This window comes from Poseidonocella sp. HB161398, from assembly GCF_005870025.1.
GTDB lineage: Bacteria > Pseudomonadota > Alphaproteobacteria > Rhodobacterales > Rhodobacteraceae > Mangrovicoccus.
This window is the reverse complement of sequence record NZ_VATA01000004.1, coordinates 1-24,440: the sequence shown is the minus strand read 5'-3', so window position 1 is coordinate 24,440 and position 24,440 is coordinate 1. Positions and strand designations below refer to the sequence as shown.

Here is a 24,440-nt window from a genome sequence, read left to right as displayed (position 1 = left end):
CGGATCAGTCGAGCCTCTTGCCGGTGATCGGGTCGGTGCGGTGCGAGCGCGAAGGGCCTTCGTCCAGCGCGCTCAGCGAGATCGGGCCGGAGCCCGAGAGGTCGTGCCAGAGCGTGCGGTTGAGGAGCGACTGGTAGCGCGGGACGTGCAGCCCCATCTTCTGCGAGCCCTGCTGCACGCAGTAGTAGGCCAGGAGGCCCTGCGTCATCACCCGGTCATGGACCGGGCGCGCATCGTCGATCTGCGTGTAGTCGTGAAGGACGGGGGCGTCGGCGAGAGAAGTCCAGTAGGGGTGCGTGCGGTAGTCGTCCAGCACCGTGTTCCCGAGCCCGAGCATCATGAGCGCAAGGTCGCTGTCGATGGTCGAGGGATGGTACTCGCCATAGACGCGAAGCGCGTCGATCACCAGCTTCGAGAGGGGCGAGCTGCCGTCGCGGATATGGGGGTTGCTGCTGACCAGCGCGGGCATGGGATCAGTCCCGCTTGCGGATCACGCGCCCGATGGTCACGTGATGGTGCTTGGCGAAGCGGTCGGCGTCGTCTTCGGGGACGTGCCACTCCAGCTTGCCATTCCCGAAATTGCGGATCGAAGTGTAGCCAGCGATGGCGAACTGCTTGGGCTCCTTCTCGCGGCTTTCGAAGACAGCGATCTCGCCCGTCGCGGCGGTCTTGGCGGTGGCGGTCTCGTTCTTCGCGGCAGTCTTGGCGGTGGCGATGGGGGAGCGTGCCATGGGTTTCTCCTGAGCGTGGGGCGGATGCGAGAGGGGCGCGCCCTGACGACGCGCCCCCATCATGACCCCTCGGGCGGTGCCGGTCGTCCCGGCCCGGATCACGACGCGATGCGCGTGTTCCAGCCCTTGATGAACGTGTGCACCTTGTCCTGGAGGAGTTCGAGACCGCACTCGGTCAGGTACTCGTCCTTGCGGCCATCGGTGCCGGGAGCCTGCACGTTCTCGCGCAGGCCGGTGTCCCGGTTCTGCATGTGCCGGTAGGTGATGTAGGGCATGTCGAGCACCAGCATGGCGTTCTTCATGTTCGGGATTTGGCGGAACTGCGGATGCAGGTGGACCATGAGCGTGCCCGCGAAGGTCTTGTAGCCGGTCAGGGCCACGCCGTAGGTGCCGTCCACGCTCTCCGGGCTCCAGCGGTCCTTGCCGATGGCCTGGAGCTGGGCGGCCACGGTCTCGCCGACGAAGGCGATCTTCTGCTTCGAGCCGTACTTGAAGACGTTCGAGATCAGCAGGCTGTCAAAGCCCTCCTCGGTCATCTCGCCCGCGGCAGTGCCGCCATGGCTCGCGAAGTCCGTGCCGAGGTCCACGACATTCGAGAGCGTGGTGGTCAGGCCCCCGGTGTAGCGGCGCGGCTGCGCGGAAGTCCCGTTCTCCTCGGCCTTGATGCCGAAGAAGAAGGCCCGCTCGATGTCACTCATGTGCATCTTGAGGCCCTTCTCGCGCTGCTCCTGGAGCTTGTTCCCGGTGCGCAGGTAGGTCTGGTCCATGGTGCCAGTGACCGCGAAGCTGTTGCGGAAAATCTGGCAGTAGTTCGAGACGACGGTCGGGTCGAACGCGACGGGGGTCGGGGTGCCCGCACCTTCCTCGTGGGCCGTGCCAGCGATGAACAGGTCATCGTCGTCGGCGATCACGTGCGCGGTGCCGCCGATGTTGCGGACAACGGTGAGCGTGGTGCCGGTCGTGTCGGCGGTCACGCGCATCACCTCGCCGGTCGCGCCGTTGATGATGATGGTGCCCGCGACCGCGAACTTGGCCTCGTCGGAGGCGTCGATCACCAGCGAGGTGGCCACGGCGGTGTAGCCCGCGCCGTTGTTGATCTTGAGCACGCGATCCGGCAGCTCGTCGCGGAAGTTCTTGTACTCGGGATCGTCGGTCGGCGAGCTGGAGCCCATCGACAGGAGCGCGTTGAGCGGCGCGTCCCCGTTGGGTTCGAGCATCGTGTAAAGCTCGCGGTAGTTTTTCGGGCGGAAGTCTACGCCGAACTCGCCGGAACCGCGAAGACCCTGGATGGCAACAGGCATGGTCCTGTCCTCTCATGTGCGCGCGTGGGCAAGGCCCCGGCGCGGGGGATGTCTTGGGGGTTTTCGGGGTCGCGGAATTGCCGTCGCGACCGTAGGGGGGGCGGACTTGCGGGCCGTAGCGCGCTGCCGATGTTGACGAAACTACCACCCGCCTTGCCGGTTTTCGTCCGCATGCCGGCAAAAAACTTGCGACCTGAACTGCCTGGGTGATGGTGCGGGGGAAGCTGGTACTGAAAGGAAGACGCGATGCCCGAGCTTTTTCACCCCGACGTGCGGCAGATACTCGAGAGCGAGATGGCGCTATGGGTCTGCAAACGGATCGAGGCGCTACCGGAAGAGGCCCGCTATTCCGCGGCAAACGCAGTACGAAACCTCAACTGGGCCGGAGGCATCGCCACTTTCGAGGACTCAATATACCGCGAGGGCGAGTGGGGTTTTCGCGTGCCCGCCACGTTCCTTGCGATGCATGCAATGGAGGAGGCCGTGACCGCACTTGTCATGAGCGCGAAATGTGCAGGTTTCGGGAGGCTCGCGAGGGACGTTAACATCCACGATCACTATCACAAGACTACGCTCGCGTGGGTGTGCGGCCAGGTGGTCGAGATGGTGAGGGAGCCGATCCCTCCCAAACTTGGGTACGACCCGGCCCGTGACGCGATCATTCTGCTAATTGAGGAAGACGAGAAGAAATTTCACCAGATCGCCACGCTCAGTCTTCTGGGGTGGCTTGACGAGGACGGGAACCCGGTGCCCTCGCTTGCGGAGAGGCTTTACGAGCGGAATGGGGGCAAGGACAAGGTTGCAGAGATCGTGAAGTTCAATGGGTCCGCGCGGAACAAGCTCATGTACGCCAGCAAGCACGGGTTTAATCGCGGTCCAGACGACCTTGTGCGGAATCTTGTGGGAATGAGTACAAGCATCATGGGCGTACTCTGGGCGGCTGTGGACATTACTGAGAATGCCGAAAAGGCTGGGAAGCGTGCGCAGATTGCCGAGGTGGTGCTGAGAACAACCGCCGAGCTGAAAAGGGCGGCATTCCCGCCGCGCCAGAAGGTTGAATGCCCTGCCGGAAAAGACTGCCCCGCCGCAGCGGGGCAGTAGGGAGGTCGTCGAGCGGATGCGGCGGCAGGCAAGCCGGGAACCAATCGGACTGCTGGCCGGGCGAAGGAGCCCCGGTCAGCCGCCCTGCCGCCGCGACATGATACTGGCAGCCATCTGGTCGAGGGTCGTCCCCTCCGGTGCAGGAGCGCCAGCCCCGCCGCTGGGCGTCTGGCCCATGGTGCCCGTGAAGGCTTGGCGGCGCTGCGCCATCTGGCGCATGCGCTCCATCTCCGGCGAGGCGCGCTGGTTGCGGAAGTCGGTCATCACGCGCAGCGTCATGTTCGGGTCCACGAAGTCTTCGAGCGTGAAGCCGCGCTCGGCAGCGAAGATCATGAAGTCGTTCGCCGCGTCGTCCGGCAGCCCGAGATGCTGCTGCACCCGGTCGATGTTGTTCGCGATCTGGCCCTGGATGGCCTGCACGCGCTGCGCCTGCGCGTCCTGCATGCCCTGGCGCGAGGCGTCGGCAGTGCCCCCGGCGGTGGCAAGCACCTGGCCGAGCATCCGCTGCATCTGCTGGAGCTGCTGCTGGAGGCCAGTGATCGTGTCTTGGCCGCTGGCGCGAGAGGACATGAGGTCAGCGTAGCCCGGCGGGAGCGTGGCCGCATTGTCCTCCTCCCACTTCTTGAGAGCGGCGGAGATGTCCTCCGCGGACTGCTGCGGCGCTGTCGCGTTCTGCGGGCGCGTGCCCGCGTTGTCGCGGCCATCATCGCCCATGGTCGGGTTGTGCTGGTTGGCCTGCGCGAGCAGCGTGGCCTTGAGGGCTTCGGCCATCTTCGCGGGGTCGGCCAGGTCGGGGTTCGACTGAGCGTACTGCTGGAGCACATGCGCCACGGGCGTGAGCTGCGCGTGCTGGTGGTTGAGCGCGGCGTAGCGCTGGAGCGTGCCCGCGATCTGCTGGGGCGTCATCTTGCGCGTGCTGTTGCCCATCGGGATGTCGTAGACCACCGCGTCCGCCTTGGCCGCGTCGCCCTCCGTTTCCGGCGATCCCTTCTCCGCGGCAATGTCCTGCTGCGTGTCCTTGGGCGCAGCGGGGGCGGCCTGCTGCGGAGCGGCCTGCTGCGGAGGCGCGGCCTGGGGCGGAGCCGCCTGCTGGCCCTGCACGGCGTCGGTCATCTGCGAGAGGATTTCGTCACTGGTGGGAGGCATGGGGCGGTTCCTTGGTTTGGGCCACGCGCTTCTCGAAGGCGTCTTCGGATTCGAGCTTGGAGGCCAGTTTCTCGGGGAGCGAGAGCAGGGAGATCGCGGCATGGAGCTGGCCGCGCTTGTAGTGGATGTCGTCCGGCGTCACCGGGCCGGGGGACGCGAGCTGCTGCATGACCGTCTGGATTTCGGCCTGCATGACATCGCAGAGCACGCGCCAGCCGCGCGTGCGCTGGAGCGTGTTGAGCGCCTTGATTTGCTCGGCGCGTTCGCGGGGATCGGGTTCGGTGGTCATGTTGCGGATATTGGACCGATCGTTCCCGGTTTTCGTCCCTGTCGCGCCCGCGCATCGGGGAGACTGGGCCAGCATGCGCGCGAGGCCGACATGAACCGCATGTCACGCGATCCTGCGCGCGCGCAGCACGAACTCGGCGGCGCTGTCCGATCCCTGGCTGGAGGCGGAAAGCTGGAGAGTGAGCGTGCCGTTGGCCGTGCACGTGAAGTAGCCCTTGCCCACGTCGTTCCACTGGTGCGTGGCCTGGTGGTTGTCGTCGAAAATCTTGAGGTTCGAGCCGATGTCGGTGCTGGCCGACACGCCGGTCATGACGATGGAGATGCGCGTCTTGCCCGAGGTCGCCCCCTTGGTGATCTGGAAGATGGCCTCGGCGGCGAAGACCATGCCCCGCTGGACGGGGATGTCCATCGAAAGCTGCGCGGTATTGGCCGCCGGGACCATGACGGCACCCGTCGAGACGGTGATGCCGTTGCCGACCGGCGTGTAGGTGCGCACCTCGGATTCCGGCGCGGTGGTGATCGTGACGAGGTTCGAGACCGGATCGCTGGTCATCGAAGGCGTCTGGATCGCGAGGTCTTTCGTGTTCGTGCCGGAGACTTCGAGCGGCTGCTCGCAGTTGATCGCGTTGGTGGGGCCGATCTGGCCGCGCTTGCAGTCGATCAATGCGCCGTGCCTGTAGGTCTGCGATCCCGCGGAGAGCTGGCCGTTGACGTTGATGTCGCTGAGCATGAACCGGTCCACGCCCGACAGGTAGAAGCCCGTGAAATCCACGTCCGTCGCATCATTGAAGCGGTAGAGCAGCATCTTGGAGATGTGCACATGGGCCGCGCGCGTGACCTTGAGCGGATAGCGCGAGCAGTTGGAATGGCCGTTCGAGATGTTGACCCAGGGGTCGATGGGGTCGGGCGTCTCGATGAGGTCGGTGAGGTCCACGTCGATCCCGTCGCGGCAGGCCACGATGATCGGGTGTTCGACCAGGATGCCCTCCATCCGGCCCCGCACCTTGATCGCGGTCTCGGTGTGCTTCACCTGCACATGGCGCAGGCGGATGTTCACGGGAGAACCGTCGTCGGTCGAGGTGATGTGGATCGCGGTCGTGCCAGTGCGGAAGATGCGCGCGTCGGTGCCGATGGCCTGCCCGAGATCGCGCTTGCCGACGAGGTGGAGCGCCCCGATGAGCGCGTTCTGCGGGTTGTCGAGGTAGAGCGCCGTCGCCCAGGAGCCGGTCTCGATGCCGACACCGCCGATAGTCACGTTGTCGCCCAGGCGGATGAAGACCGAGCCGCGGAACGCAGCCACCACATCGGCGGTCCACGTGGCGCGGATTCCGTGGCCGGTCGTGTTGACCGACTGGAGCACGTCGATCTCGTCGATGTCGATGGTGGTCAGGGCCGTGGTCGATACGTTCGCGAAGTTGAGGCCATGGGTGGCGCCAGTGAAGCGGTGGATGCCGCCGCGCAGGTAGACCGAGCCCGCGTCGGGGACGGCCACGACGCCCGTGCACTGGTAGATCGCATTGCGCGGGTTCATGATCGGGTGCCCGGACTTGAGCGCGTTCGTGATCGCAGGCGCGTCATTGGTCGCGCCGTTGCCCGCCGCCCCGAAATGGCCGTAGGTCGCGGGCCAGACGGGAACCAGATTGTTCACGGCAAGGTCGTTCGTGCAGCACCGGACAGTGGCGCCAGCGGTCGTGTCCACGCGGTACGCGAGGCCAGCCATGATGCCGGTGGCGCCGTTGCCCAGGGCGGCGATGGCAGCGGCGTTCGCGGCATCGCGGGTCTGGTAGACGGGCGGGATCGCGGACGGGAGCGCATAGCGCGCGTCGCCCCGCGCGCGCGTGACGATGGAGGAGGCAGAGGGCAGATCGGTCGCGGTCGTGTAGTCCAGATCGGCAGCATGCGTGGCGTCGGCGGGACCGATGCGGCGGAAGCTGACGGCGCCCGAGGGATCGAAGGCCATGCGGGAGCGCAGAGTGGCCGAGGCGGCGACCGGCCCGTCGATGATGAAACTGTTCGAGCCGTCGATGACGGCGCGGCCGATGATCGTGTCCGAGGCGTTGGCGAGCGCGAGGCCCTTCTCGCCGGAGGTGCGCTTGACGGTGAGGTCGGCGTCGGTGATCGCGAGAGGGCCGGTGAGCGTGCCGCCGGAGAGCGGCAGGTAGGTGGCCGCGGCATCTGCCTGCGCGAGATAGAGCGAAGAGGCGTCGGCCTGCGTGAGATAGGTGGAAGCCGCGAGGGCGGACTGGAGATAGCGCGCGTCGCCGCGCTCGCGCGTGACGATGGAGGACGTGGAGGGAAGGTCCGTGGCCGTCGTGTAGTCGAGCCACGCGCTCCATAGATCGTCGGCCGTGCCGATGCGCCGCATCTTCACGATGCCCGAAGGCTCGAAGAGAATGCGCGAGGAGAGCGTGGCGGAGGGCGTGACCGGGCCGTCCATGTAGAGCTGGTTGGCGGAGGACAGGAGGAGCTTGCCCTGGAAGACGCCGCCGCTGTCCTCGAAGTAGACGCCGCGCGGCGTGCCGGTATCCACCGTGACGTTGATGTCGCCGCCGCTCAGGTCGATGTCCGCGTCCGTGATGTCGAGCTGGCCCGTCATCTCGCCGCCCGCGAGCGGCAGGTACGTGCCCGCGCCTGCGGCGCCTGCGGCGGCCTCTGCGGCAGCCTGCGCTTCCTCGGCGGCGGTCTGGGCGGCCTCGGCATCGGTGGCACTGGAGGCCGCGCCAGAGGCGCTGTCGGCGGCGGAGGTCTCGGATGCGGCGGCATCGGCGGCAGCCGCTTCCGCGTCGTCCTTCGCGGCAATCGCGCCGAGCCTCGCGGCCTCCGCGCCCTCCTTCATGATGATGGCGGTTATCGAGGAGGCTTGCGCCGTGTCCTTGAGGGCCTCCACGCTCGTGTAGTCGAGGATGAGCTGCTGCCCGGCGGCGACGTAGGCGGTCTCGTCCGCGAAGCTGCCCGCGGTGTTCGTGAAGTAGAGGTTGCCGTTGGAGAGCTTCACCATGTCGTGGATGGCGTAGGGCGTGCCCGCGACGAAGGTGCCCTTGGGGCGGAAGAAGTAGTGGATGTCAGTCCAGCCCGCCTCGGGGTCCACGAAGTCGCCCGCGCGTGCCTGGAGCATGTAGTCCGCGGTGTAGCGGTGCTGGATGATCTCGCCGCGGAACTGGCCCGTGGCCGCGTCCCAGACGTCGGTGAGGATGTCGGGGAGCGTGCGCCCGCCACGCTCGCAGGCTTCGAGGTACGTGTCGAGAACGTGCTCGCCCGTGGCCTGCGAAAGAAACCGGAGCTGGTCGGTGATGGGGCGCGTGCGGGCCATGGCGTGTCAGCCTTCTTCCTTGGAAATCTTGAGGAGAGCGCGCTTGAGAGCGGCGCGCGAGAGCGTGAGGTTCGCGGCGTCCTTGAGATTGTCGATCTCGGCTTCGAGCGCGTTCACCCGGCGGTTCAGGCTGCGGATCACGGTGCGCTGCTCGCTGATCGCAGTGCGGAGCTGCGCAGGAGACAGCCCTTCGTCGAGCTGGCTGCGCCGGTCCTGCTCGCGTGCCTCTTCGATGAGGCCAGCGATGTAGTCGCGGAGCTGGGGGGGAAGGGACTTGGCGAGGGCGGCTATGCGGCGGCGGCTCATTTTCGGTTCGATCCTCCTGCGGTCTGTGCCCCCCGGCGGCCATCGACGGCGCGCATGGGCACGAGGTTGCCTTTCTCCACTTCGGACATGACCTGCTCCTGCGGCTGCACCGATGCGCCGCGCGCACGCTCCATCATGGAGAGCTGCTGCTGCGGGGAGAGCTGCTGCTGGCGCTCGGGAGAGATGCGGAAGCGGTCGAGGTCCGAGACGCCCATGGCGCGGATGGCCTCCTCGGCCATCTGTCCGAGGTCGTACTCCATGTTGAGCCCGGTCTGGTTCGCGATCTGGAGCATGTTCATCCACGTCTCGGCGTTGCGCGTGGGCTCCAAGGGGAGCGTGCCGTCGATCACGAGGTAGTCGATGTCGCCCTGGAGGGCGGACACATCGAAGTCGAGGTAGCCGTCCTGGATGGACGAGGCGAGCGGGTTCGGGGTGTTGTCGTCCTCGATGCGGATCGAGCCGTCGTAGGAAAGCGCGTCCTGGATGTTCGTGACCATCATGCGCACGAGGGGGCGGATCGTGGTCGCCGACATGACGCGGGAAAGAACGCCGAGGCGCTGCGAGCCGAGCTGGGTGAGCCGCTGGATTTCGGTGGCGGTGCGGATGCCGTCCGAGGTCGGCATGCCCTGCTGCGCGTCCGAGGCGGCAGACACGCGCTGCTTGAGTTCGGAGAGGGCCTGGATGTCCTGGAGGTGGCCGCGCGTGACATCGGGAACCTGGGCGATGAAGACGCCCTCGCGCGGGTTGCCGCCGGGGAGCGTGCGCACGACGCCCCAAGGGTTCCGGTCGATGAGGTCGGGGATCATGATCTGCGAGGGGTCGGCGAAGATCAGGTTGTTGAGGGCGGCGCTGATGTTGTCAATGCGCGCGCGCATCAGGTAGGTGGCGATGTCGTGCATCGGCAGGAGGAGGTCGTAGAGGCCCTGCCCGAAGGTCTTGTGGAGGTCCTGATGCAGCGCGCCGGTCACGACCGGGAACTGCTGGCCGTAGGGGTTGAGGGACAGGCGGATGATCGTGTCTTCGTCAAGGACCGTAGCCACGAGGTAGATTTGCCGGATTTGCGGTACGCCGATCTCGTGGCCCGCGAGCGTGAGCCAGGTCTCGTCCACTACGCGCGCCGGGCCGAGCGTGAAGAGCTCGGCGGAGTTGGAGCCCGCGCCTGAGGCCATGCCGGTGTCGGAGCTGGTCGGGTCGATGCTGTGGCCGCGCCCGGCCTCCTGATGCCAGCGGTGGCCGCTCCAGCCGATCTTGGGGGGAGCGGAGCGATAGGCGAGCTGGGGGAAATGGTCGAGCTTCGGGTAGAGGCCGGAGCGGCGGAGGGCCGAGAAGCTGGAGAAGTCGGTGAACTGGATGAACTGCATGGAGGTCCAGTCGCCGAAGGACACGCGCGGGTCGGGGAAGACGCGGCGCGGGTCGAAATTGACGATGTGGTTCTGGTTGGTCTTCGGGTGCCAGATGAGCTTGGTCGGCGCGTAGCCGTAGCGGACGGAATCGAGGAGGAGCTGCGCGAGGCGGGCCTCGCCTGCGGTGCGCCGGAGTTGCTGGTGGAGCACGCGCTCCAGGATCAGGGCGGGCTTGCGGGAAGTGCGGTTGAGCCCTTCGAGCTGGAACATCGGATTGCGGCCAGCGAGGGCCGCCATGAGATAGGTGATCGTGGTGTCGGCGATGGCGCGCGTGTCGGGGATGACCGCCTTCTCGCGGAAGGACGTGGCGTCCGGCGGCACGTAGACATCGTGGGCACGGTCGGCCTCGCGCCAGTGGTCGTAGCGCCGGGAGATGGCCGAGTAGGACATCTCGTGCGCGGCCTTGAGCCAGGAGACGAGGCGGCGCTCCTGCTCTTCGGTCAGGAGATGGGAAATGTCCTGGTAGTCGAGGAGACGCTCGACGTGCTCGGACAGGTCCACGATCACGCCGTCATGCGTGGGCGGCGTGTCCTGCGCGTACCATTGGGAGAGGCCAGCGTTTTTCATGTGCGGAGCTTACGGCCAGGGCGGGGTGCCGGTCGTCCGCGTCAGGCCGGTGACGCGGGACAGGAGAGCGTGCGGGATGAGGCGCGCGGCGACGGAGGGAGGAATGCCCTTCGCGGTCGCCTGCAAGTAGGCGAGCTGGGCCGTCTCGAAGACGTGGCGCTGCGCGTCGAGGAACCACGCGCGCAGCTCCTCGTCGGCATCGGGGAGGTCGAGCGGGTCGATGTCGGGGGGCAGCAGAAGCGCCGCGCGGAAGGGATCGCCGGTCATTGGCCCCAGCCCTTCCATTGCGACGCGGGGAACAGCTCGGTGCGGAGGCTCTTGCCGTAGCTGGCGGCAAGCCCGCCGAAGCTGTCGTGGCCGATGGAACGGTTCAGGGAGAGCGCGGGGTCGAGCGAGGCGGCCCAATCGCCGGGCGTGAGCGCAGTGCGCGAGAGGGCGTCGAGCACGATGACAAGGGCGTCCACCTGATCGTCATGGGCGCCGGAGGGAAAGGTGATGATCTCGTCGATCAGGGCGTCGAGCCAGGGGGCGGCGTCGGGAAGGTACACGCGCCCGCCTTCGATGAGGGGCGTGACGGCAGTCGCGCGGGCGAGCTTGTCGGTGACGGCAGGGTGAGGGATGACGGAGATGCCGGAGTGGCGGCGGAGCGCCTGGATGAGCGGCGTGCCGGAGGCTTTGTCCTCGATGTAGAAGCCCCGGAGGCCCCGCCCGCGCCACGTGTTGTTCAGGTAGATCATCCGCTGGCGCAGGTCGGGAAACTCGTATTTCCCGCGCAGCACGTCGAGGATGTAGATGTCGCCCTCGCGCGTCATGCCCGCAGTGATGGCAACCGAGTAGTCGGACTGCTCGCGGGTCTTGAACGCGGTGTCCACGCCGATCACGACCATGGCGAACTGCGGCGGCAGGAGGTCCGGCGTGTACTGGCGGAACCAGTCGAACTTGATGCGGTTGCCGCCCTCCACATAGGGGGACTGCTGGTAGAGAGAGGCGAACTCGCGCGGGTTCAGGCGGCGGCGGCGCTGGAGATCGTCGAGCGGAAAGCGCTTGGGCCAGAGAGAGGCTTCCTCGTCTTCGACGATGTGGCGCTTGGCAGGCGTCACCTTCCTGATGTCGGGGATGTAGAGCGGGTGGTCGGCAGGAAGGGAGGAGCGCGGGATGCGCTTGCCGGGGCGCGTGACGATGCCCTTGTAGTTGACGTGGTGCCAGTGGCCCTCCTCCCAATCCTCGGAGCGCATCAGGCGGCCCGCCACGTCGTCGGGGTGCCAGCGCGTGAGCACGACAACCTGGATGGGAGGATTGCCGTTCTCGTCGGGCTGGAGGCGCATCGCGAGGGCCGAGGTGTAGTAGTTCCAGACCGAGTTGCGCTTGACCATGCTCTCGGCTTCGTCGCGCGCCTTGATGGGGTCGTCGAGCACCAGGAGGTTGGCGGGGCGGCCCGAGGTCGTTCCGCCGAGGCCAACGGCGAAGTAGGCGCCGCCCATGGTGGTGTGGAAGGTCTCGGTGCCGCCCGAGGAGATGGAGAAATCGGGGAAGACCGGCGGGATGCGCGGGTCGGTGGCGAGGGCGTTGACCTGATGGCCGAACCCGATGGCCAGCTTCGCGTTGTAGCTGCACGACATGGTGAAGCGCGACGCGAGGCGGCCCATGAAGTACGTGGGGAAGAACACCGTGCAGTAGGTGGACTTGGCCATGCGCGGCGGCATGGTCACGAGGACATTGCGGGGGCCGAGCGTGTTCTTTTCGAGCGCGTCGAGCGTGTCGATCAGCTCGCCCTGGAAGTAGGGGATTTCCCACGCGGGCTGGAGATAGCGCACGTAGCCGCCAAAGGATTCGGATGCGTCCCGGAGCTGGAGCAGGCGCCGCGCCGCGTCCGCCCGCGACACGCCGTGGGGCGGCGCGGCGGGGCGGCGGTGGGTGCCTGACGTGAGCGTGCGGGGAGGCATGCGCAAATGACCGTCAAATGTCGCGCGGCGGGCCGTCGAGAACCACGCGCGTGAGCGCGTGCCGGTCGAGGATCGTGGTCGCCATGATGCGGGCGAGATGCTCGCGGATCGCGGCGGGGCGCTTGTGGGGAGGGATCGAGGCGAGATCGAGCGCGGACATCGCGTCGGCGAGCTGCTCGGGCGTGATCGAGCTGCGGAGCGCGTGGGTGTCGCGATGGCGCTGGCTGTTAAGAATGAGGGTCATTTGCAAGTGGCCTCAAGCGAAAAGGCCACCATGATTGCGGCCCAGGTGATCCACGAGACGGCGGAGACGATCAGGCCGAAGGTGGCGAGGAGGGCGGTGGTGGCAGGATCGGGGGTGATGCCGAAAACGCCCGAGCGGCGCGTGGAGAAGAGCGCCGGAAGGAAGGCGAGGAGAGTGGCGGCGAGGGGGACGAGATAGGTCATTCGGCAGCTACCGGCTTGGCGGAGGAAGCGCGGCGCTCGTCCTCGGCGGAGATGATGGCCTCCAGCTCCTCGCGGGAGAGATCGGCCAGGGGGCGGTCTTCCGGCTGGTGGTGGAGATGCTCGGAGGCGGAGAGGTTGGGGAGAACCTTGTCGATCAGCTTGCCGAACAGGCGGACCTGCGTGGAGGTCCAGACGCGCGTGCCGCGGATGACTTCGTGGGCGTCGGCGAGGTGCTGCTCCACTTCGGTGATGAGGCCAGCGCGGAGCGCGTTGACCTGCTCGTGCGTGAAGGGCGTGGTGCCCGCAGGGGTCTCGGAGGCCGGAGGCGCCGCGGTGGCAGAGGCCACGGCGGTGGTGAGGGACGCCTCGGAAGCGGCGGTCTCGGGATCGGCCAGCTCGGCCTCGCGCGCCCGCGCCATGCGCTTGCGGTGGAAGCGCGTGCGCTTGGGCGGCGCGCCGGAGGCACGCGCCGCGGCCTCCTCGACGGTCTTCTGGCGCTTGGCCTCGCGCGCGGCCTGGCGCTCCTCGAACTCGGCGAGCGTGCCCGTCTCGATGGCGTATTCGCGGGTGAGCGTGCGGGAGCGGCACGCGCGCGAGCAGAAGCGCACCGTGGACTGGTGCTTGTCGCGGAAGGTGGTCTTGCACACCTTGCACTCGAACAGGGACGTGCCGCCATCGCGGGACTTGTTCGGCAGGAAAGTGTCGGGGACGCGGGCCATTCGTGGGTTTGCCTTGGATTTGGTTCTGAGCTTGCGGAACTCTCGCACGTAGGGAGGTGACGGGTCGTCCCACGCGCGCGCGGCGGGATGGCCTCCCGCCCCCCATCCGGGCAAATTCCGGGCAAATTCCGTGGCAAACAGGGGTGGTGGGATTGATTTTAAACGAAAAAATCGGGACGATTATGTTTCTGCCGGGGAATGCAACTGCGGGATTTGCGCGTTTTGCGCGTGTGCGAGAAATCACGCGCGTGTGCCGAAGGACCTTAGAGCCGATGCCCCAAGACAAGGCTCGGCAAGGTGCCGGGCTCGGACGCGGCGCGGTGAGCGTGCGCAGTCCGAAGGACCTTAGGGGTGCTGCCAACCAAAGGAGATTACCATGGCAAACGCACAAGCAACCGCACCCGTCACCCTGAAAGAAACCGCCAGCGCACTGCTCTCGCGCACGAAGGCGACGCGCGAAGCCGCGGAGGCGCGCCTCGCGTCGTACACGGGCAAGAAGCGCACGTGGGAGCGCCTGCGCGAAGCACACGCCGCGGGCGACCGCGAGACCATCGCCAGCATCGCCGAGAACGGCCTCAAGAGCGCCATCGTGCACCTCGCGAGCGAGGGCAAGCTGCGCGGCCAGCAGGCGGACGCGCCCGCGAAGCCCGCGCCCAAGCGCACCGCCGCGAAGGCGAAGCCCGCGGCCGCGAAGAAGCCCGCGGGCGGGTTCGCGACCACGCGCAGGAAGCCGCAGGCGGGCGGCGCGCTGGACGACCAGTTCGGCGACCTCGCGGCCATGTTCGTGCAGGTCACGAGCGTGCTGGAGCACCTCGGCGACCGCATCGCCAAGCTCGAAGGCCAGCCCGCGCCCAAGCGCGCCCGCAAATGACCCGCAAGCGCGCGTCACTCCCGCGAGGGGGCGGCGCGCCTATCGGCAGTTCCGCGCCCGCATGATGGAGACACGTATGAGGCCACGACGCATGTGGGCCTAGACTATCGATGAGCTGCAGATGCCGGAAGTTTCCGTATTTTTCTTTTCGTATCCGAAGACTGGTGCGATCCGCGTAGCTGTTGGTCCAATCGCCTGCGGAAGCTCACTGCGTCTGCGAAAAAAATGTTGGCGCCGCTGCACCATCAATTGGCACATCCCGGACTGGATTTAGTATCTGAAGCCTTAGTATTTATTGTCATCTTCGTCCTCATCGGCGCGGGCCTCAAAGTCTTCCCTTATCTGATCTATTAGGTCTTCCGTAATCCATTGGGAGCCATACGGATGAACGTTTTTGAAGTGTCGTCTCTTGAACGATTCCAAGGCAGATTCAAATTGAACCATCACAAGCACAGCGTCGCTGACCTGAGGCAGTTCATCGTCGTCAAGAATTTCAAGGTACTTAGCGTCGGGCTGCCCCTCCAGTATCGTCAGCAAGTTTTGAAGAACGCGGTTCACGATCTTTACCTTGCCTGCACTCATGCATGCGTCTGGCTTCTTCCTCGATAACTCCTTTACTTCCCGGAGCAGAGAAGCGAATATGTCTTGGCTTGCCTCGTATTCCTTCGTCTTTTCATAGGTCGTGATGTTTTGGAAGTTGTGCAACTCCTCAAACGTCATCGCTTTCTCCCGATTTTTGTCGGTGGTCCCGAGCGAACGTCGCTTTCTTCACCCTGAACTACATAGTACCAGCCGCCGTATCCACTTTTGACGTTGTCAGACCGGAAGCGTTCTGCTTCTTCCATGTACTGAGAAATTAACATCGTTACATCACTAGTCGAGGGCGTGTCATCTGCATCAAATTGATCGAACTCATCAAATGGCTTATATTTTTTGCCGAGAACATCGTTTCCCAAAGCGAGAACTTTGTTTATGAGTTTGAGCTTGAAAGGGTTTACCGCATCGTTGGGGCTCTTTTTCGCAAGCGCCCCTATCTCCGTATGAAGTCCTTGGAGCTGACCAACTAACTTTTCAAGGCGCTCGACGTCTTCTTTGCTATCCACGCTAGTCTCCTATGGGCACGCGCGCTGAAATTCGCGGTACTTTTTGTTGACGATATCCAGCGGGTCGCGCTGTCCGCTGACAAATACTTCGACCATCTGCTCAAGGTCGGAATCTGTAAGCGCAATTACTGTTTTTCGTTGGCCCGCCCAGAGATTTACCGTGCGAGTAAACTCTGCTCTCTTCAGCGGATTCCGGGTAACGAATAAGCCGAACTTACCTAACTCATCGGTCAAGTAGCGGTTCAATTGATCAACGTGCGTCCGACCGATTGAATCTACATTCTTCATTTCGAACGTGATTTGGCGAGACGAATAGTCGTCCATTAGTTCCTGAAGTAGGGGGGTCGAGCGGGTGTTGTAGAATATGAGGTCGCGAATGGAGACGCCATCGTCTGTGCGTGCTTGCTCCTGAGCAAAGTCGAGCTTTGGATAGAAGAGCGATGGCAGCAACCGGCCCACGAGTTTTTCGTACTTGGAATCAGATCCATTATCCTTGCCAGATGGTAACTTTTTGATCTGAGCAATCACTCGCTTGGCGGACGTCACTGGAATCTGCGAAAATAAGGGGTCATTCACGCAGTCTTCGAAGGTCAGTTCCTTCGCTTGAACGTAACGGTCCACCGCTCCATAGTTGTGCCGATTGTAGGCGAGAACCTTAATTCTTGTTAGGTCGTCGGGGTTGTGGGAAATCTCGTCCTGCGGGCAGTGCTTTTCGAAGTAATCATCATAGTTGATCCATGGCGCGAACCTCAACCATCGCTTTGGTACAAGAATAATAGGATCACCGTTCTCTGGATTTACAGGTAGTCGGATATTATCTTCAGTAGTGAACTTGTTAGCGCGGTAGTCATAGATATATTTCACTTGGCACGGCTGCGTTGGTATGCCGTGTTTCTCACACTGGTCTATGGTGAAGTCTATCAGGAAAGACTTCAGAAAATTGCAACTAATGTCTGAGATGCGATCTTTGGAGATGCCTTCAACAAAGAATTGAATCTCTTCAAAATGTCGGAAGCCATTCTGCTGATACTGCGGTATGATCTGGAAAAGATCTAGAATTTCCTTGGCTTTGTCGCGGCCAATCCGCTTCCCTTTTCTGGTTAGTGATGTTCCGAGACCAACCTCTTCGCATTCGGAGGCGATTACAAGCGTTTCAGTTGCTTCTGCCAGCCGTCCCTGTGACGCCAGATACCCTAGATGGTTGAAGGCGTTAACGAGGCCAGTATGCAGCATTTGGTCTTGTTGAGACGGTGACCGCCAGAGCATGAATGGATCAAGGTAAAGGGGGATGTCTTCATCCAAGAACGGGATAGCGAAGTCTAGATCGACTTGCGCGGCATGTATTCCGTGATAGTCGGTAAGTCTAGGACGTATGAGCAAACAAGAACCGCCGAAAGCTGTGGGACGCTGCTTGATGGATACCAAATATAGTACCAGCTTGGCAATCTACCGTTTTGATACGATCTGCCTCCTAACCCAGGCTAGAACGGAAGCCTTGGCGTGTCGGAGATGGTGTTCAGGACTACGATTTTTACTCCCTGAACGTCGCAGTTCAGCGAAGAAAGTCGTGGCGACCGGCAGCTACAGGTCGGTCACTCCGGTCCAGACGGTTGCTGGACCAGGCCTTGCGAAGTCAACTTTCGGTGCTGAGCAGTAGCAAAGGGAAAAGATGTTCAAGGGTTCATGTTGCTAGCTCAGCTTATCCGGCATCATCATCTCTGATCCAGGTGGCGAGCGTGGATCCGACCCATACCAAGCGAAACCGAAAGATTAGGCCATCCATTGACCGCGTGCGGGAAAGCGCGCGCAGTCCGAAGGACCTTAGAGAGATAGCCCGGCGGTAGTTTCCCGTCTGCTGGGCAGTGCCCCGTCGCCGCAAGGCGGCGGGGCCTTTTCGTTTGGGAACATCAATCACGTACATGAATGGAGAAAGACCATGGCGAAGCTCATACTTGCGAGCCAGATGAAGAAGCTCTTGGCGAATGGGGCCAAGACGGTAGAGGCGGACGAGCGTGGCGCTGACACGCCCGATCACGTGCCGGTGGTGAAGATTTTCAATCCCTATGGGTCGCAGACATGGCTGCTGTCGGAGATTGATCCGCTCGACCCGGTCCGTGCCTTCGGGCTGGCCGACCTGGGCATGGGCGAGCCCGAGCTGGGGTGGATTTGCCTGCCCGAGCTGGTGAGCTGGAAGAACCGCATGGGCTTGGGCTTCGAGCGGGACATGTACGTCACGCTCGACAAGCGCATCAGCGAGTACGCCGGGGCCGCCCGCAAGGCAGGGAGGATCGAGGCATGACGTTTCCCCTGCGAGTTCTGGTCGGCTGCGAGCGCAGCGGCACGGTGCGCGATGCGTTCCTGCGGTTGGGCCATGATGCATGGAGCTGCGATCTTGCGGCGGACGAGCGGCGGAGCAACAGGCACATCCGCGATGACGTGCGGCGCGTGATGCATGACCATCCTTGGGACATCGTGTGCGTGATGCACCCGCCTTGCACGAGGCTCTGCGGATCGGGCGTGCGCTGGCTGAGCGTGCCGCCTCCGGGGCGCACGCGCGAGGAGATGTGGCGGGAGCTGGACGAGGGCTGCGCTCTCTTCCAGGACTGCCTCGATGCGCCTGCGCCTTTCGTGGCCGTGGAGAACCCGGTCATGCACGGCCATGCGAAGGAGCGCATCAACTTCGAGGGCACGGAGAACTTCTACGTGCAGCCGTGGTGGTTCGCCGACAGCGACGACAGCCTCGACAACGAGAAGAAGCGCACGGGTTTCTGGGTGAGGAACCTGCCGAAGCTGGAGGCCACCGGGAGCGTGGACGGCACGACAGCGAGGAACCGCGTGCACTTTGCCCGCCCCGGCAAGGACCGGGCGGTCGAGCGCAGCCGGTTCTTCACGGGCATGGCCGAGGCCATGGCGGAGCAATGGAGCGCGCATGTGCTGGCGTGCATGGGACATGCGGGGATTGCGGCATGATCCTGAAGGCGGGCGCGCCAGATAGTCACGTATTTCAAAGGTTAATGTGGCAAGGTGGTGTCATGGGGGCGCTCAGAAGGAGCGCAGGATCATGAGCGAAACTGGCGACAAGAGACCGAGCTGGGCGGTGCTGGTGGGGGCGTTCACCGCCATCATGGCCACCATCCTGGGCGTGGGCACCGTGTTCGTTGCCGCCGTCAGGAGCTACACCTCGCTGGAGCTGCTGCTCCACAAGCTGGACAGCGACATGGGCGCGCTCGAAACGCGCATCAAGTCCATCGAGGTCCGCAATGCCACTGTGGGTTTCGACAAGGGCGATCTTGCCGCGCTTGAGCGGGACATCGGCAGGCTCCTGGCAGCGGAGCGGGCATATAGCCGGTCTCTTTGCTACGCCTTGACCACCGTGCAGGAAGAGCTGACCATGCCGGTAACGAACGACTGCGACCGCCCGTGAGGGCGGCGCTTGCGATGGAGAGGATACCCCATGACAGAGACGGACGATCAGGGCGCGATGGACGAGGCCATCCGGGGGGCCGACCGGGTGCTGGCGTCGATAAAGGGGCAGGGCGGAACGCCCGCCTTTGACGATGGGCTGGCGCTGGAGAGGGCGCTCAAGCTGCTGGAGAGGGTGCCCGAACGCCTCCCCGATGTGCTGGCCATCTGCGACCGCTTCCAAGAGGCGACGGGAGACGCGATGCCGAGGGTACGGGACGAGGCGGTCTACTATGCCCAGCGAGGCACGGATGGAGCTTGACTACCTCGTCTGGAGCAATGAGCACCGGCGGTGGTGGGGCAAGCGCAAGCGCGGCTACGTGACCGAGCTTGCGGAGGCCGGGCGGTTCACGCGCGCCGAGGCCCTGCTGAAATGCGCTGACGCCATGGGCGGGATGGCGCTGGACGCTCCGCTCGCAGAGGTGCCCGTCAGGATCGAGGATGTCGAGGCCATCCAGGCGGAGTTGCGCGCCCGGCGCAAGGGGTGGCAGGGCGTCGTGCCGTGAGCGTGGGCTCGCGGATCGGGGCAGCGCTGCGGCCTGCGCAGGCAGGCAGGCGCGCGGGGTCCGAAGGACCTTAGGACAAGCGGCAGAAGGCTGCATCGGAAGACAGGGAAGCCCCGGCGAGAGCCGGGGCTTTTTCTTTTCGTACTATCAACAACATAGGAGAACGCAATGAGCGTGATGTTCGTGAGCAGGGACAGCATCGACAACATGGTGACGTGGCTGGTCGATGCGGGCCAGATCGTGGGCGGCGATGCCGTCTCGATGGGGCGGCGGCTGTGGCAGTTGAACCTGGACGTGTTCGTCTGGCGGTACGGCCCGGCGGACGACGAGCAGCAGGACATGCAGAGGGCGGTCGATGCCTATGCGTGGAAGCCCCAGAGGGACGACACCGAGGGCAGCGTCAAGAGCTGGGTCTACCAGTGCTGCGAGAACACCTTCGACCGGCACCCCCTGTTCATCTGGATTGCCGGGCTGGCCGAGAACGAATGGCCGAGCGCGGCCACGAAGATGGCGAGGGAGCGTGCCGGGGCCGAGGCTGGCGGGGCGGTGGACGTGATGGGTTTCGCCTCCCGGCTAGGAAAATGACTGGCATGTGTGTGCCAGATGTGAGACACCTAAAGGTGTCGATCAGATAACCCGGAGGCCATGCAGGCTGCGCGCGTGAAAGCGGGCGCAGTCCGAAGGACCTTATGCGGAAAGGCTCTGCTTCGGCAGGGCCTTTTTCTTTTTGGCGAAAGGACGGATCAATGAAGAAGGAAGACATGAGACAGGCGCTCGCCGATGCGCTGGCGGTGATGCCTGCGAAGGTGAGGCGCAGCGAGGTGAGGCGGCTGGCGACGATCCGGCTGCGCAAGCTCACCAGCGATGGCGATGTGGCCATGCTGCTGGCGGCAAGCCCGCTGGTGGGCGAGCGCGAGGGGCAGTTCGACATCAAGCGCAGGACGATCAGCGCGCTGCGGGACTACCTGAGCGAGATCGCTCTGGCGAGCTTGGTGATCGGGGACGAGGAAGCATGGCGGCTGATGCAGGAGGCCATCGTGGACCCTGCGGAGCACGGCGTGCCGGTGCCCGGCAGCAAGTGCGGCTATGCGTTCGGCCAGCACAAGGCGGTGATGCACCTGGACGAGATGCGCGCCGTGCTGCCGAGCCCGGATGCGGCGGCGGTCGAGGCCATCCAGGCGGCGGCCAAGGGCCGGGCAGGCAGCAAGCCGAGGAGCGGCGAGCCCGAGGGCGAGCGTGAGCGTGAGCCCGTGGCGCGTGGCGTGCGGCTGCCGCCCCTCAAGGACGACTTCGATCACGAGGGACTGGCGGCGAGCCTGAACACCGACAGCCTGATGATGGCGGTGAGCCTGTGCCGGAGGGCGCTGGCCGAGGGGCTGGCCCACCGGGTGAACGCGCTCGACGTGCTGCGCTGCGGGATCGCCGAGTGCGAGACCGAGGCGGGCAAGGCCCGGCTCAGGAGCGGCGTGACCATGCTGGAGACCATGAGCCCGGCGGACGTGGACGCGCTCAGGGAGAAGGCCAGCGCCGTGGCCGAGGCCGATGGCTGGTCGATGGCGGAGAGGCACATGGCGGCTTGGCTGCACCGTGCCGTGATGAACGAACAAGCAGAGAAGGAAGAGGCCAGCATGGCGACTGCGAAGACTGAAGACACGGCGGCCATCCCGGCGGACAAGAAGATGATGCTCGATCTGGCGCTTGCGGGGATCGGCATGCCCAAGCTCGATGACATCATGTCGGACATGCTCAAGGGCGAGCTGGCCAAGGCGCGCTCGAAGTACACGGCGGAAGCCGGGCGCGAAATCGCCGTGCTGCGGACGGAGCGTAACGAGGAGCGCGCCGAGGTCGAAAGGCTGCGCGCCGAGCTGGATGCGAGCAAGCTGGTGGCAAGCGCCACGATGGCGGCGGCCAGCGGCCATGGCATGGAGGACTGGCCGAAGGGGAAGGTTGATCTGCGGCCTGCGCATGAGGTGTTCGGATTGAAGCGTGCGCACGACACCTTCGGCTTCAAGGTGCCGGTGTGGACGTGGGATAACGAGCACCCGCATGTGCCCGAGGCAGACGAGGGGTACATCTTCCGGCCCATCGAGCTGCTGATGGTGCTGGTGAGCTTGGCCGAGGGCAAGGCGAGCTGGCTCTATGGCCATACCGGGACGGGCAAGACCACGCTCCTGGAGCAAGTGGCGGCGCGGCTGCGGTGGCCGTGCTTCCGGCTGAACTTCGACAGCGAGATTACGAGGGCCGACCTGATCGGGCGGGACGTGCTGCGCACGGACCCGGAGACGGGCCAGACGGTGAGCTTCTTCGAGGAAGGGGTGCTGCCGATGGTGATGCAGCGGCCCTTCATCCTGATCCTGGACGAGCTGGATTTCGTTCGGAGCGACGTGGCCTACGTGATGCAGCGGGCGCTGGAGCAGGCCGGGCTGGTGCTGACCGAGGATGGCGGGCGGATCATCAATCCGCATCCCATGTTCAGGATGTTCGCCACGGGCAACACCAAGGGGCAGGGCGATGACAGCGGGCTGTACCAGGGGGCGCGCGTGCAGAGCGTGGCCCTGCTGAACCGCTTCTCCTACTGGATCGGCGTGGACTACCTGGAAGCGGGCCAGCGGCGCGAGCTGATGGAGGCCGCCAAGGGCAAGCTCGCGAATGGCGAGGTGCTGACGCTTGCGAACTACGTGACCGAGCACATGGAGGCGTTCAAGGCGGCGAAGGTCGTGCAGCCGATCAGCCCGAGGGACTACCTGAGCTTGGTCGGGCTGGCGAGCACGTTCGTGCAGACCTTCCCGGCCAGCAAGCGGAAGCACGCCATCTGGCAGGCGCTTGAGGCCACCGTGCTGAACCGTGCGAACGATCAGGACAGGGCGGTGCTGGTGGGCATCGCGGATCGCTGCGTGCCGAAGGCGTGAGCCCGAGGCACGTGGAACTGTGAGACAAGCCGGGTCATTTGGCCCGGCTTCTTCGTTCATATGAAGGAGCAATGCGATGAGAAGCGAACTGTTTCAGCACGAGATGGCGCAGACGAGTGCGGTGTTCGGACGGGAGAGCGGCGTGCGCGTGGTCTTCCGGGGCGAAAGCGCCGGGACAGACGGGAAGGTTGTCTTCCTGCCCGCCCTGCCTGCGGGGCGGGAGGTGAGCGTGGACACCGCGAAGTACATGCGCGGCTTCGTCGATCACGAGGCCGGGCACCTGCGGCACAGCGATATGCCGCTGATCATGGAGAAGTACCAGCAGTACGGGCGGGAGCGGCGGCCCTTCGCCAAGATGATGCACAACGCGCTTGAGGACGTGTGGCTGGAGCGGCGCGTGATCCGGGAATATCCGGGGGCCGAGGCCAACCTGCACGCCACGGCGGACATGCTGGCGCAGAAGCTCAAGCGCAACCTCAAGAGCGATCCCGAGACACGCGCGCGGCTGGCGAAGCCGGAGGTGATTCTGCCGCTGGCGTGCACGTGGGTCGGGCGGCTCGGGTATGGCGGCGACGGCAACGCCGAGCTGGTGGCGGGGCTCGATCCGAGCTTGCGCAAGATGTGCGACGAGCTGGTGGCCGAGGTGCTCAAGGCCAGGAACTCGGCGGACGTGTTCAGGATCAGCGAGCGTGTCGAGCGCGAGCTGATGAAGGAGCTGGCCGACAAGGCCATGGAGGAGATGATGCCGGAGCCGGAGCCCGAGCCCGAGAGCGGGGAGGGCGAGCCGGAGCCGGGCGACGGGGATGCGGCAGGCGACGGCGCGTCGGCCAAGCCCGAGCCGGAGGGCGAGGGCGAGAAGAGCGACGGCGCCGCCGGGAGCGACGGTGAAGACGGTGGAGGCGAAGCCCCGGAGGTCGAGCGCGAGCACGACGGCGAGCGTGGGGTTGAGGGCCTGCCCGGCGAGGACGAGGACGCCGATGGCGAGGACGATGGCGACGGCGAAGGCGGCGAGGACGAGGCCAGCAGTGGCCATGAAGAGACCGGCGAGGACGGCGACGGTGGCGGCTTCGAGGATGACGGCGAGATGCGCGAGGCCAAGGAAGGGGCAGGTGAGCGTGCGGGGGCGGTCGGCGAGCCGGGCGACAAGGAGCTGGAGGCCAGCGAGCCCGGCGGGACCGACGAGGCGGGCGCGGGGAGCAGGGCCGAGCTTGACCTGGATGCGCTCCGGGAAGCCGCCGAGACAGCGGCGAGGAAGGCGATGGAAGGCGTGGCGGAGCTGCCCGAGATCGGCGATGCGCTGAAAGACAAGCTCAGCGAAGAGGGCATCACGCGCAGGCGGGGCGAGGATTGCTACGTGCCCTACTCGACCGAGGGCGATGCGTGGTTCCGCGAGAACGGGCCGCACGATCCGCTCTACCGGCCTGCGAGCTTGGCCATCAGGGATCGCTTGGGGCGGCACGACAGGGTGTCCGTGTATCAGGCCATCCTGGAGGGCATGAGCGGCAGCGTGAATGTCCTGAGGCGCACGCTTGAGCGGTGCCTTGCGAGCCTGGAGCGGAGGGATTGGGACTTCGGCAGGACGCATGGAAGGCTGGATAGCCGGAGGCTGGTCGCTGCGGTGGCAGGCAGGGAGACGGTCTTCAAGCAGCGGGCGGATCGGGTGGAGCCGAACACGGTCGTGAGCATCGTCATCGACCTGAGCGGCAGCATGTCGGGCAGCCGGGCGCTGATGGCTCAGAAATGCGCCATCGCGCTGGCCGAGGCGCTGGAGCGGACGAGCGTGCGCTACGAGATCATCGGGTTCAGCCAGCCCTTTGCGGACCACAGCGAGCGGAGCGATGCGCCGAGGTGGGCAGCGAGGGTCGAGGCGCTTGCGGCCATCGAGTTCAAGGCGGTGGAGGAACCGCTCTGGCGGGCAAAGCACAGGCTGGCGAGCCTGGACCTCGTGGTCGGTGGCAACAACTGCGACGGCGAGAGCTTGATGATGGTGCACGCGAGACTGCGCAAGCGCAGTGAGCGCCGGAAGGTGATGCTGGTCCTGAGTGACGGGTCTCCGTGCTGCGTGAGCCCGGCTGGCAGCGAAGTTCTGGAGAGGCATCTGCGGGACACGCTCGCTTTCATCGAGAGCGAGGGCGTGGAGACGGCGGCCATCGGGATGCAGACCACGGCGGTGGAGGACTACTACCGCAAGTTCGCGGTCGTGCATCTGATCGAGGACCTGAGTGGCGAGGCACGGCCTTGTTGCACAAATCGGGGGCTGAGCGCGGTTCCCCTTTCCCCGGACGGACTTATCCTACGGCCACAGTGACGGGTATGCCGAGCGCGGT

At 65.1% G+C, this 24,440-nt stretch carries 26 protein-coding genes; 10 read left to right on the top strand and 16 right to left on the bottom strand.

The window, feature by feature from the left end:
• Positions 1-4: 4 nt before the first annotated feature.
• The 3 genes from FGX59_RS04610 to FGX59_RS04600 all read right to left on the bottom strand — a co-directional run bounded on the left by FGX59_RS04610 (position 5) and on the right by FGX59_RS04600 (position 1,948).
• Entirely contained in the window at positions 5-469 is a 465-nt protein-coding gene (locus FGX59_RS04610; protein ID WP_138465353.1) for a hypothetical protein, read from the bottom strand.
• Positions 470-473: 4 nt separating this feature from the next.
• Positions 474-731, bottom strand: coding sequence for a hypothetical protein (locus FGX59_RS04605; RefSeq protein ID WP_138465352.1), 258 nt, complete (start codon positions 729-731; stop codon positions 474-476).
• Between the two features lie 98 nt (positions 732-829).
• Positions 830-1,948 (bottom strand): DUF5309 family protein, encoded by a 1,119-nt coding sequence (locus tag FGX59_RS04600; protein WP_138465351.1) that lies wholly within the window; start codon positions 1,946-1,948, stop codon positions 830-832.
• A 330-nt stretch (positions 1,949-2,278) separates the two neighbouring features.
• Between FGX59_RS04600 and FGX59_RS04595 the strand changes: the two genes are divergently transcribed.
• A complete protein-coding gene (locus tag FGX59_RS04595; RefSeq protein WP_138465350.1) occupies positions 2,279-3,133 on the top strand; it encodes a hypothetical protein in 855 nt (284 codons plus the stop codon).
• Positions 3,134-3,208: 75 nt separating this feature from the next.
• Here FGX59_RS04595 and FGX59_RS04590 read toward each other — a convergent pair whose 3' ends face one another.
• The 10 genes from FGX59_RS04590 to FGX59_RS04545 all read right to left on the bottom strand — a co-directional run bounded on the left by FGX59_RS04590 (position 3,209) and on the right by FGX59_RS04545 (position 13,262).
• Positions 3,209-4,279, bottom strand: coding sequence for a hypothetical protein (locus FGX59_RS04590; RefSeq protein WP_138465349.1), 1,071 nt, complete (start codon positions 4,277-4,279; stop codon positions 3,209-3,211).
• Positions 4,263-4,568 carry a hypothetical protein gene (locus FGX59_RS04585; RefSeq protein WP_138465348.1) on the bottom strand — a complete coding sequence of 102 codons (306 nt, stop codon included), beginning with the start codon at positions 4,566-4,568 and terminating at the stop codon, positions 4,263-4,265. Before FGX59_RS04585 ends, FGX59_RS04590 begins: the two co-directional genes overlap by 17 nt.
• Positions 4,569-4,670: 102 nt before the next feature.
• Positions 4,671-7,877 (bottom strand): hypothetical protein, encoded by a 3,207-nt coding sequence (locus FGX59_RS04580; protein ID WP_138465347.1) that lies wholly within the window; start codon positions 7,875-7,877, stop codon positions 4,671-4,673.
• A gap of 6 nt (positions 7,878-7,883) precedes the next feature.
• Complete coding sequence (locus FGX59_RS04575; protein WP_138465346.1) at positions 7,884-8,183, bottom strand: hypothetical protein; 300 nt, start codon at positions 8,181-8,183, stop codon at positions 7,884-7,886.
• Entirely contained in the window at positions 8,180-10,153 is a 1,974-nt protein-coding gene (locus FGX59_RS04570; protein ID WP_138465345.1) for a hypothetical protein, read from the bottom strand. Before FGX59_RS04570 ends, FGX59_RS04575 begins: the two co-directional genes overlap by 4 nt.
• A 9-nt stretch (positions 10,154-10,162) precedes the next feature.
• Positions 10,163-10,420, bottom strand: coding sequence for a hypothetical protein (locus tag FGX59_RS04565; RefSeq protein ID WP_138465344.1), 258 nt, complete (start codon positions 10,418-10,420; stop codon positions 10,163-10,165).
• A complete protein-coding gene (gene terL, locus FGX59_RS04560; protein ID WP_138465343.1) occupies positions 10,417-12,096 on the bottom strand; it encodes a phage terminase large subunit in 1,680 nt (559 codons plus the stop codon). The genes FGX59_RS04565 and terL overlap by 4 nt, the downstream gene beginning before the upstream one ends.
• Positions 12,097-12,109: 13 nt before the next feature.
• Positions 12,110-12,340, bottom strand: coding sequence for a hypothetical protein (locus tag FGX59_RS04555; protein ID WP_138465342.1), 231 nt, complete (start codon positions 12,338-12,340; stop codon positions 12,110-12,112).
• A complete protein-coding gene (locus FGX59_RS04550; RefSeq protein ID WP_138465341.1) occupies positions 12,337-12,543 on the bottom strand; it encodes a hypothetical protein in 207 nt (68 codons plus the stop codon). The genes FGX59_RS04555 and FGX59_RS04550 overlap by 4 nt, the downstream gene beginning before the upstream one ends.
• Positions 12,540-13,262: a hypothetical protein gene (locus FGX59_RS04545; protein ID WP_138465340.1), complete on the bottom strand. Its 723-nt coding sequence runs from the start codon at positions 13,260-13,262 to the stop codon at positions 12,540-12,542. Before FGX59_RS04545 ends, FGX59_RS04550 begins: the two co-directional genes overlap by 4 nt.
• A 376-nt stretch (positions 13,263-13,638) precedes the next feature.
• Here FGX59_RS04545 and FGX59_RS04540 point away from each other — a divergent pair, with 376 nt between their 5' ends.
• Positions 13,639-14,133 (top strand): hypothetical protein, encoded by a 495-nt coding sequence (locus FGX59_RS04540; protein WP_138465339.1) that lies wholly within the window; start codon positions 13,639-13,641, stop codon positions 14,131-14,133.
• Between the two features lie 285 nt (positions 14,134-14,418).
• Here the strand turns inward: FGX59_RS04540 and FGX59_RS04535 are convergent, their stop codons facing one another.
• The 3 genes from FGX59_RS04535 to FGX59_RS04525 are packed head-to-tail and all read right to left on the bottom strand — an operon-like array spanning position 14,419 to position 16,661.
• Positions 14,419-14,853 carry a hypothetical protein gene (locus tag FGX59_RS04535; protein WP_240722247.1) on the bottom strand — a complete coding sequence of 145 codons (435 nt, stop codon included), beginning with the start codon at positions 14,851-14,853 and terminating at the stop codon, positions 14,419-14,421.
• Positions 14,850-15,236 (bottom strand): hypothetical protein, encoded by a 387-nt coding sequence (locus FGX59_RS04530; protein WP_138465338.1) that lies wholly within the window; start codon positions 15,234-15,236, stop codon positions 14,850-14,852. The genes FGX59_RS04535 and FGX59_RS04530 overlap by 4 nt, the downstream gene beginning before the upstream one ends.
• A gap of 9 nt (positions 15,237-15,245) precedes the next feature.
• Positions 15,246-16,661: a hypothetical protein gene (locus FGX59_RS04525; RefSeq protein ID WP_240722246.1), complete on the bottom strand. Its 1,416-nt coding sequence runs from the start codon at positions 16,659-16,661 to the stop codon at positions 15,246-15,248.
• 511 nt (positions 16,662-17,172) lie between these two features.
• Between FGX59_RS04525 and FGX59_RS04520 the strand changes: the two genes are divergently transcribed.
• From FGX59_RS04520 to FGX59_RS04485, 8 genes are all read left to right on the top strand, one after another.
• On the top strand, positions 17,173-17,535 hold the full coding sequence (locus tag FGX59_RS04520) for a DUF2958 domain-containing protein (protein ID WP_138465337.1): 363 nt from the start codon (positions 17,173-17,175) through the stop codon (positions 17,533-17,535).
• The gene (locus tag FGX59_RS04515) at positions 17,532-18,206 is read left to right on the top strand and encodes a hypothetical protein (RefSeq protein ID WP_138465336.1); all 675 of its coding nucleotides are present in this window, start codon (positions 17,532-17,534) and stop codon (positions 18,204-18,206) included. The genes FGX59_RS04520 and FGX59_RS04515 overlap by 4 nt, the downstream gene beginning before the upstream one ends.
• A gap of 91 nt (positions 18,207-18,297) precedes the next feature.
• Entirely contained in the window at positions 18,298-18,660 is a 363-nt protein-coding gene (locus tag FGX59_RS04510) for a hypothetical protein (protein ID WP_138465335.1), read from the top strand.
• Positions 18,661-18,690: 30 nt separating this feature from the next.
• Positions 18,691-18,960 carry a hypothetical protein gene (locus tag FGX59_RS04505; RefSeq protein ID WP_138465334.1) on the top strand — a complete coding sequence of 90 codons (270 nt, stop codon included), beginning with the start codon at positions 18,691-18,693 and terminating at the stop codon, positions 18,958-18,960.
• Positions 18,950-19,204, top strand: a complete 255-nt coding sequence (locus tag FGX59_RS04500; RefSeq protein ID WP_138465333.1) for a hypothetical protein — start codon at positions 18,950-18,952, stop codon at positions 19,202-19,204. The genes FGX59_RS04505 and FGX59_RS04500 overlap by 11 nt, the downstream gene beginning before the upstream one ends.
• Before the next feature lie 168 nt (positions 19,205-19,372).
• Complete coding sequence (locus FGX59_RS04495; RefSeq protein ID WP_206078284.1) at positions 19,373-19,789, top strand: hypothetical protein; 417 nt, start codon at positions 19,373-19,375, stop codon at positions 19,787-19,789.
• Between the two features lie 161 nt (positions 19,790-19,950).
• The gene (locus tag FGX59_RS04490; RefSeq protein WP_171060511.1) at positions 19,951-22,113 is read left to right on the top strand and encodes a MoxR family ATPase; all 2,163 of its coding nucleotides are present in this window, start codon (positions 19,951-19,953) and stop codon (positions 22,111-22,113) included.
• A gap of 76 nt (positions 22,114-22,189) precedes the next feature.
• Entirely contained in the window at positions 22,190-24,421 is a 2,232-nt protein-coding gene (locus FGX59_RS04485; RefSeq protein ID WP_138465330.1) for a VWA domain-containing protein, read from the top strand.
• Positions 24,422-24,440: the final 19 nt, after the last annotated feature.

Excerpts from the sequence above, each read along its gene's own strand:
- FGX59_RS04610 (WP_138465353.1), bottom strand. The coding sequence starts at position 469 with ATGCCCGCGCTGGTCAGCAGCAACCCCCATATCCGCGACGGCAGCTCG.
- FGX59_RS04605 (WP_138465352.1), bottom strand. The coding sequence starts at position 731 with ATGGCACGCTCCCCCATCGCCACCGCCAAGACTGCCGCGAAGAACGAG.
- FGX59_RS04600 (WP_138465351.1), bottom strand. The coding sequence starts at position 1,948 with ATGCTCGAACCCAACGGGGACGCGCCGCTCAACGCGCTCCTGTCGATG.
- FGX59_RS04595 (WP_138465350.1), top strand. The coding sequence starts at position 2,279 with ATGCCCGAGCTTTTTCACCCCGACGTGCGGCAGATACTCGAGAGCGAG.
- FGX59_RS04590 (WP_138465349.1), bottom strand. The coding sequence starts at position 4,279 with ATGCCTCCCACCAGTGACGAAATCCTCTCGCAGATGACCGACGCCGTG.
- FGX59_RS04585 (WP_138465348.1), bottom strand. The coding sequence starts at position 4,568 with ATGACCACCGAACCCGATCCCCGCGAACGCGCCGAGCAAATCAAGGCG.
- FGX59_RS04580 (WP_138465347.1), bottom strand. The coding sequence starts at position 7,877 with ATGGCCCGCACGCGCCCCATCACCGACCAGCTCCGGTTTCTTTCGCAG.
- FGX59_RS04575 (WP_138465346.1), bottom strand. The coding sequence starts at position 8,183 with ATGAGCCGCCGCCGCATAGCCGCCCTCGCCAAGTCCCTTCCCCCCCAG.
- FGX59_RS04570 (WP_138465345.1), bottom strand. The coding sequence starts at position 10,153 with ATGAAAAACGCTGGCCTCTCCCAATGGTACGCGCAGGACACGCCGCCC.
- FGX59_RS04565 (WP_138465344.1), bottom strand. The coding sequence starts at position 10,420 with ATGACCGGCGATCCCTTCCGCGCGGCGCTTCTGCTGCCCCCCGACATC.
- terL (WP_138465343.1), bottom strand. The coding sequence starts at position 12,096 with ATGCCTCCCCGCACGCTCACGTCAGGCACCCACCGCCGCCCCGCCGCG.
- FGX59_RS04555 (WP_138465342.1), bottom strand. The coding sequence starts at position 12,340 with ATGACCCTCATTCTTAACAGCCAGCGCCATCGCGACACCCACGCGCTC.
- FGX59_RS04550 (WP_138465341.1), bottom strand. The coding sequence starts at position 12,543 with ATGACCTATCTCGTCCCCCTCGCCGCCACTCTCCTCGCCTTCCTTCCG.
- FGX59_RS04545 (WP_138465340.1), bottom strand. The coding sequence starts at position 13,262 with ATGGCCCGCGTCCCCGACACTTTCCTGCCGAACAAGTCCCGCGATGGC.
- FGX59_RS04540 (WP_138465339.1), top strand. The coding sequence starts at position 13,639 with ATGGCAAACGCACAAGCAACCGCACCCGTCACCCTGAAAGAAACCGCC.
- FGX59_RS04535 (WP_240722247.1), bottom strand. The coding sequence starts at position 14,853 with ATGACGTTTGAGGAGTTGCACAACTTCCAAAACATCACGACCTATGAA.
- FGX59_RS04520 (WP_138465337.1), top strand. The coding sequence starts at position 17,173 with ATGGCGAAGCTCATACTTGCGAGCCAGATGAAGAAGCTCTTGGCGAAT.
- FGX59_RS04515 (WP_138465336.1), top strand. The coding sequence starts at position 17,532 with ATGACGTTTCCCCTGCGAGTTCTGGTCGGCTGCGAGCGCAGCGGCACG.
- FGX59_RS04510 (WP_138465335.1), top strand. The coding sequence starts at position 18,298 with ATGAGCGAAACTGGCGACAAGAGACCGAGCTGGGCGGTGCTGGTGGGG.
- FGX59_RS04505 (WP_138465334.1), top strand. The coding sequence starts at position 18,691 with ATGACAGAGACGGACGATCAGGGCGCGATGGACGAGGCCATCCGGGGG.
- FGX59_RS04500 (WP_138465333.1), top strand. The coding sequence starts at position 18,950 with ATGGAGCTTGACTACCTCGTCTGGAGCAATGAGCACCGGCGGTGGTGG.
- FGX59_RS04495 (WP_206078284.1), top strand. The coding sequence starts at position 19,373 with ATGAGCGTGATGTTCGTGAGCAGGGACAGCATCGACAACATGGTGACG.
- FGX59_RS04490 (WP_171060511.1), top strand. The coding sequence starts at position 19,951 with ATGAAGAAGGAAGACATGAGACAGGCGCTCGCCGATGCGCTGGCGGTG.
- FGX59_RS04485 (WP_138465330.1), top strand. The coding sequence starts at position 22,190 with ATGAGAAGCGAACTGTTTCAGCACGAGATGGCGCAGACGAGTGCGGTG.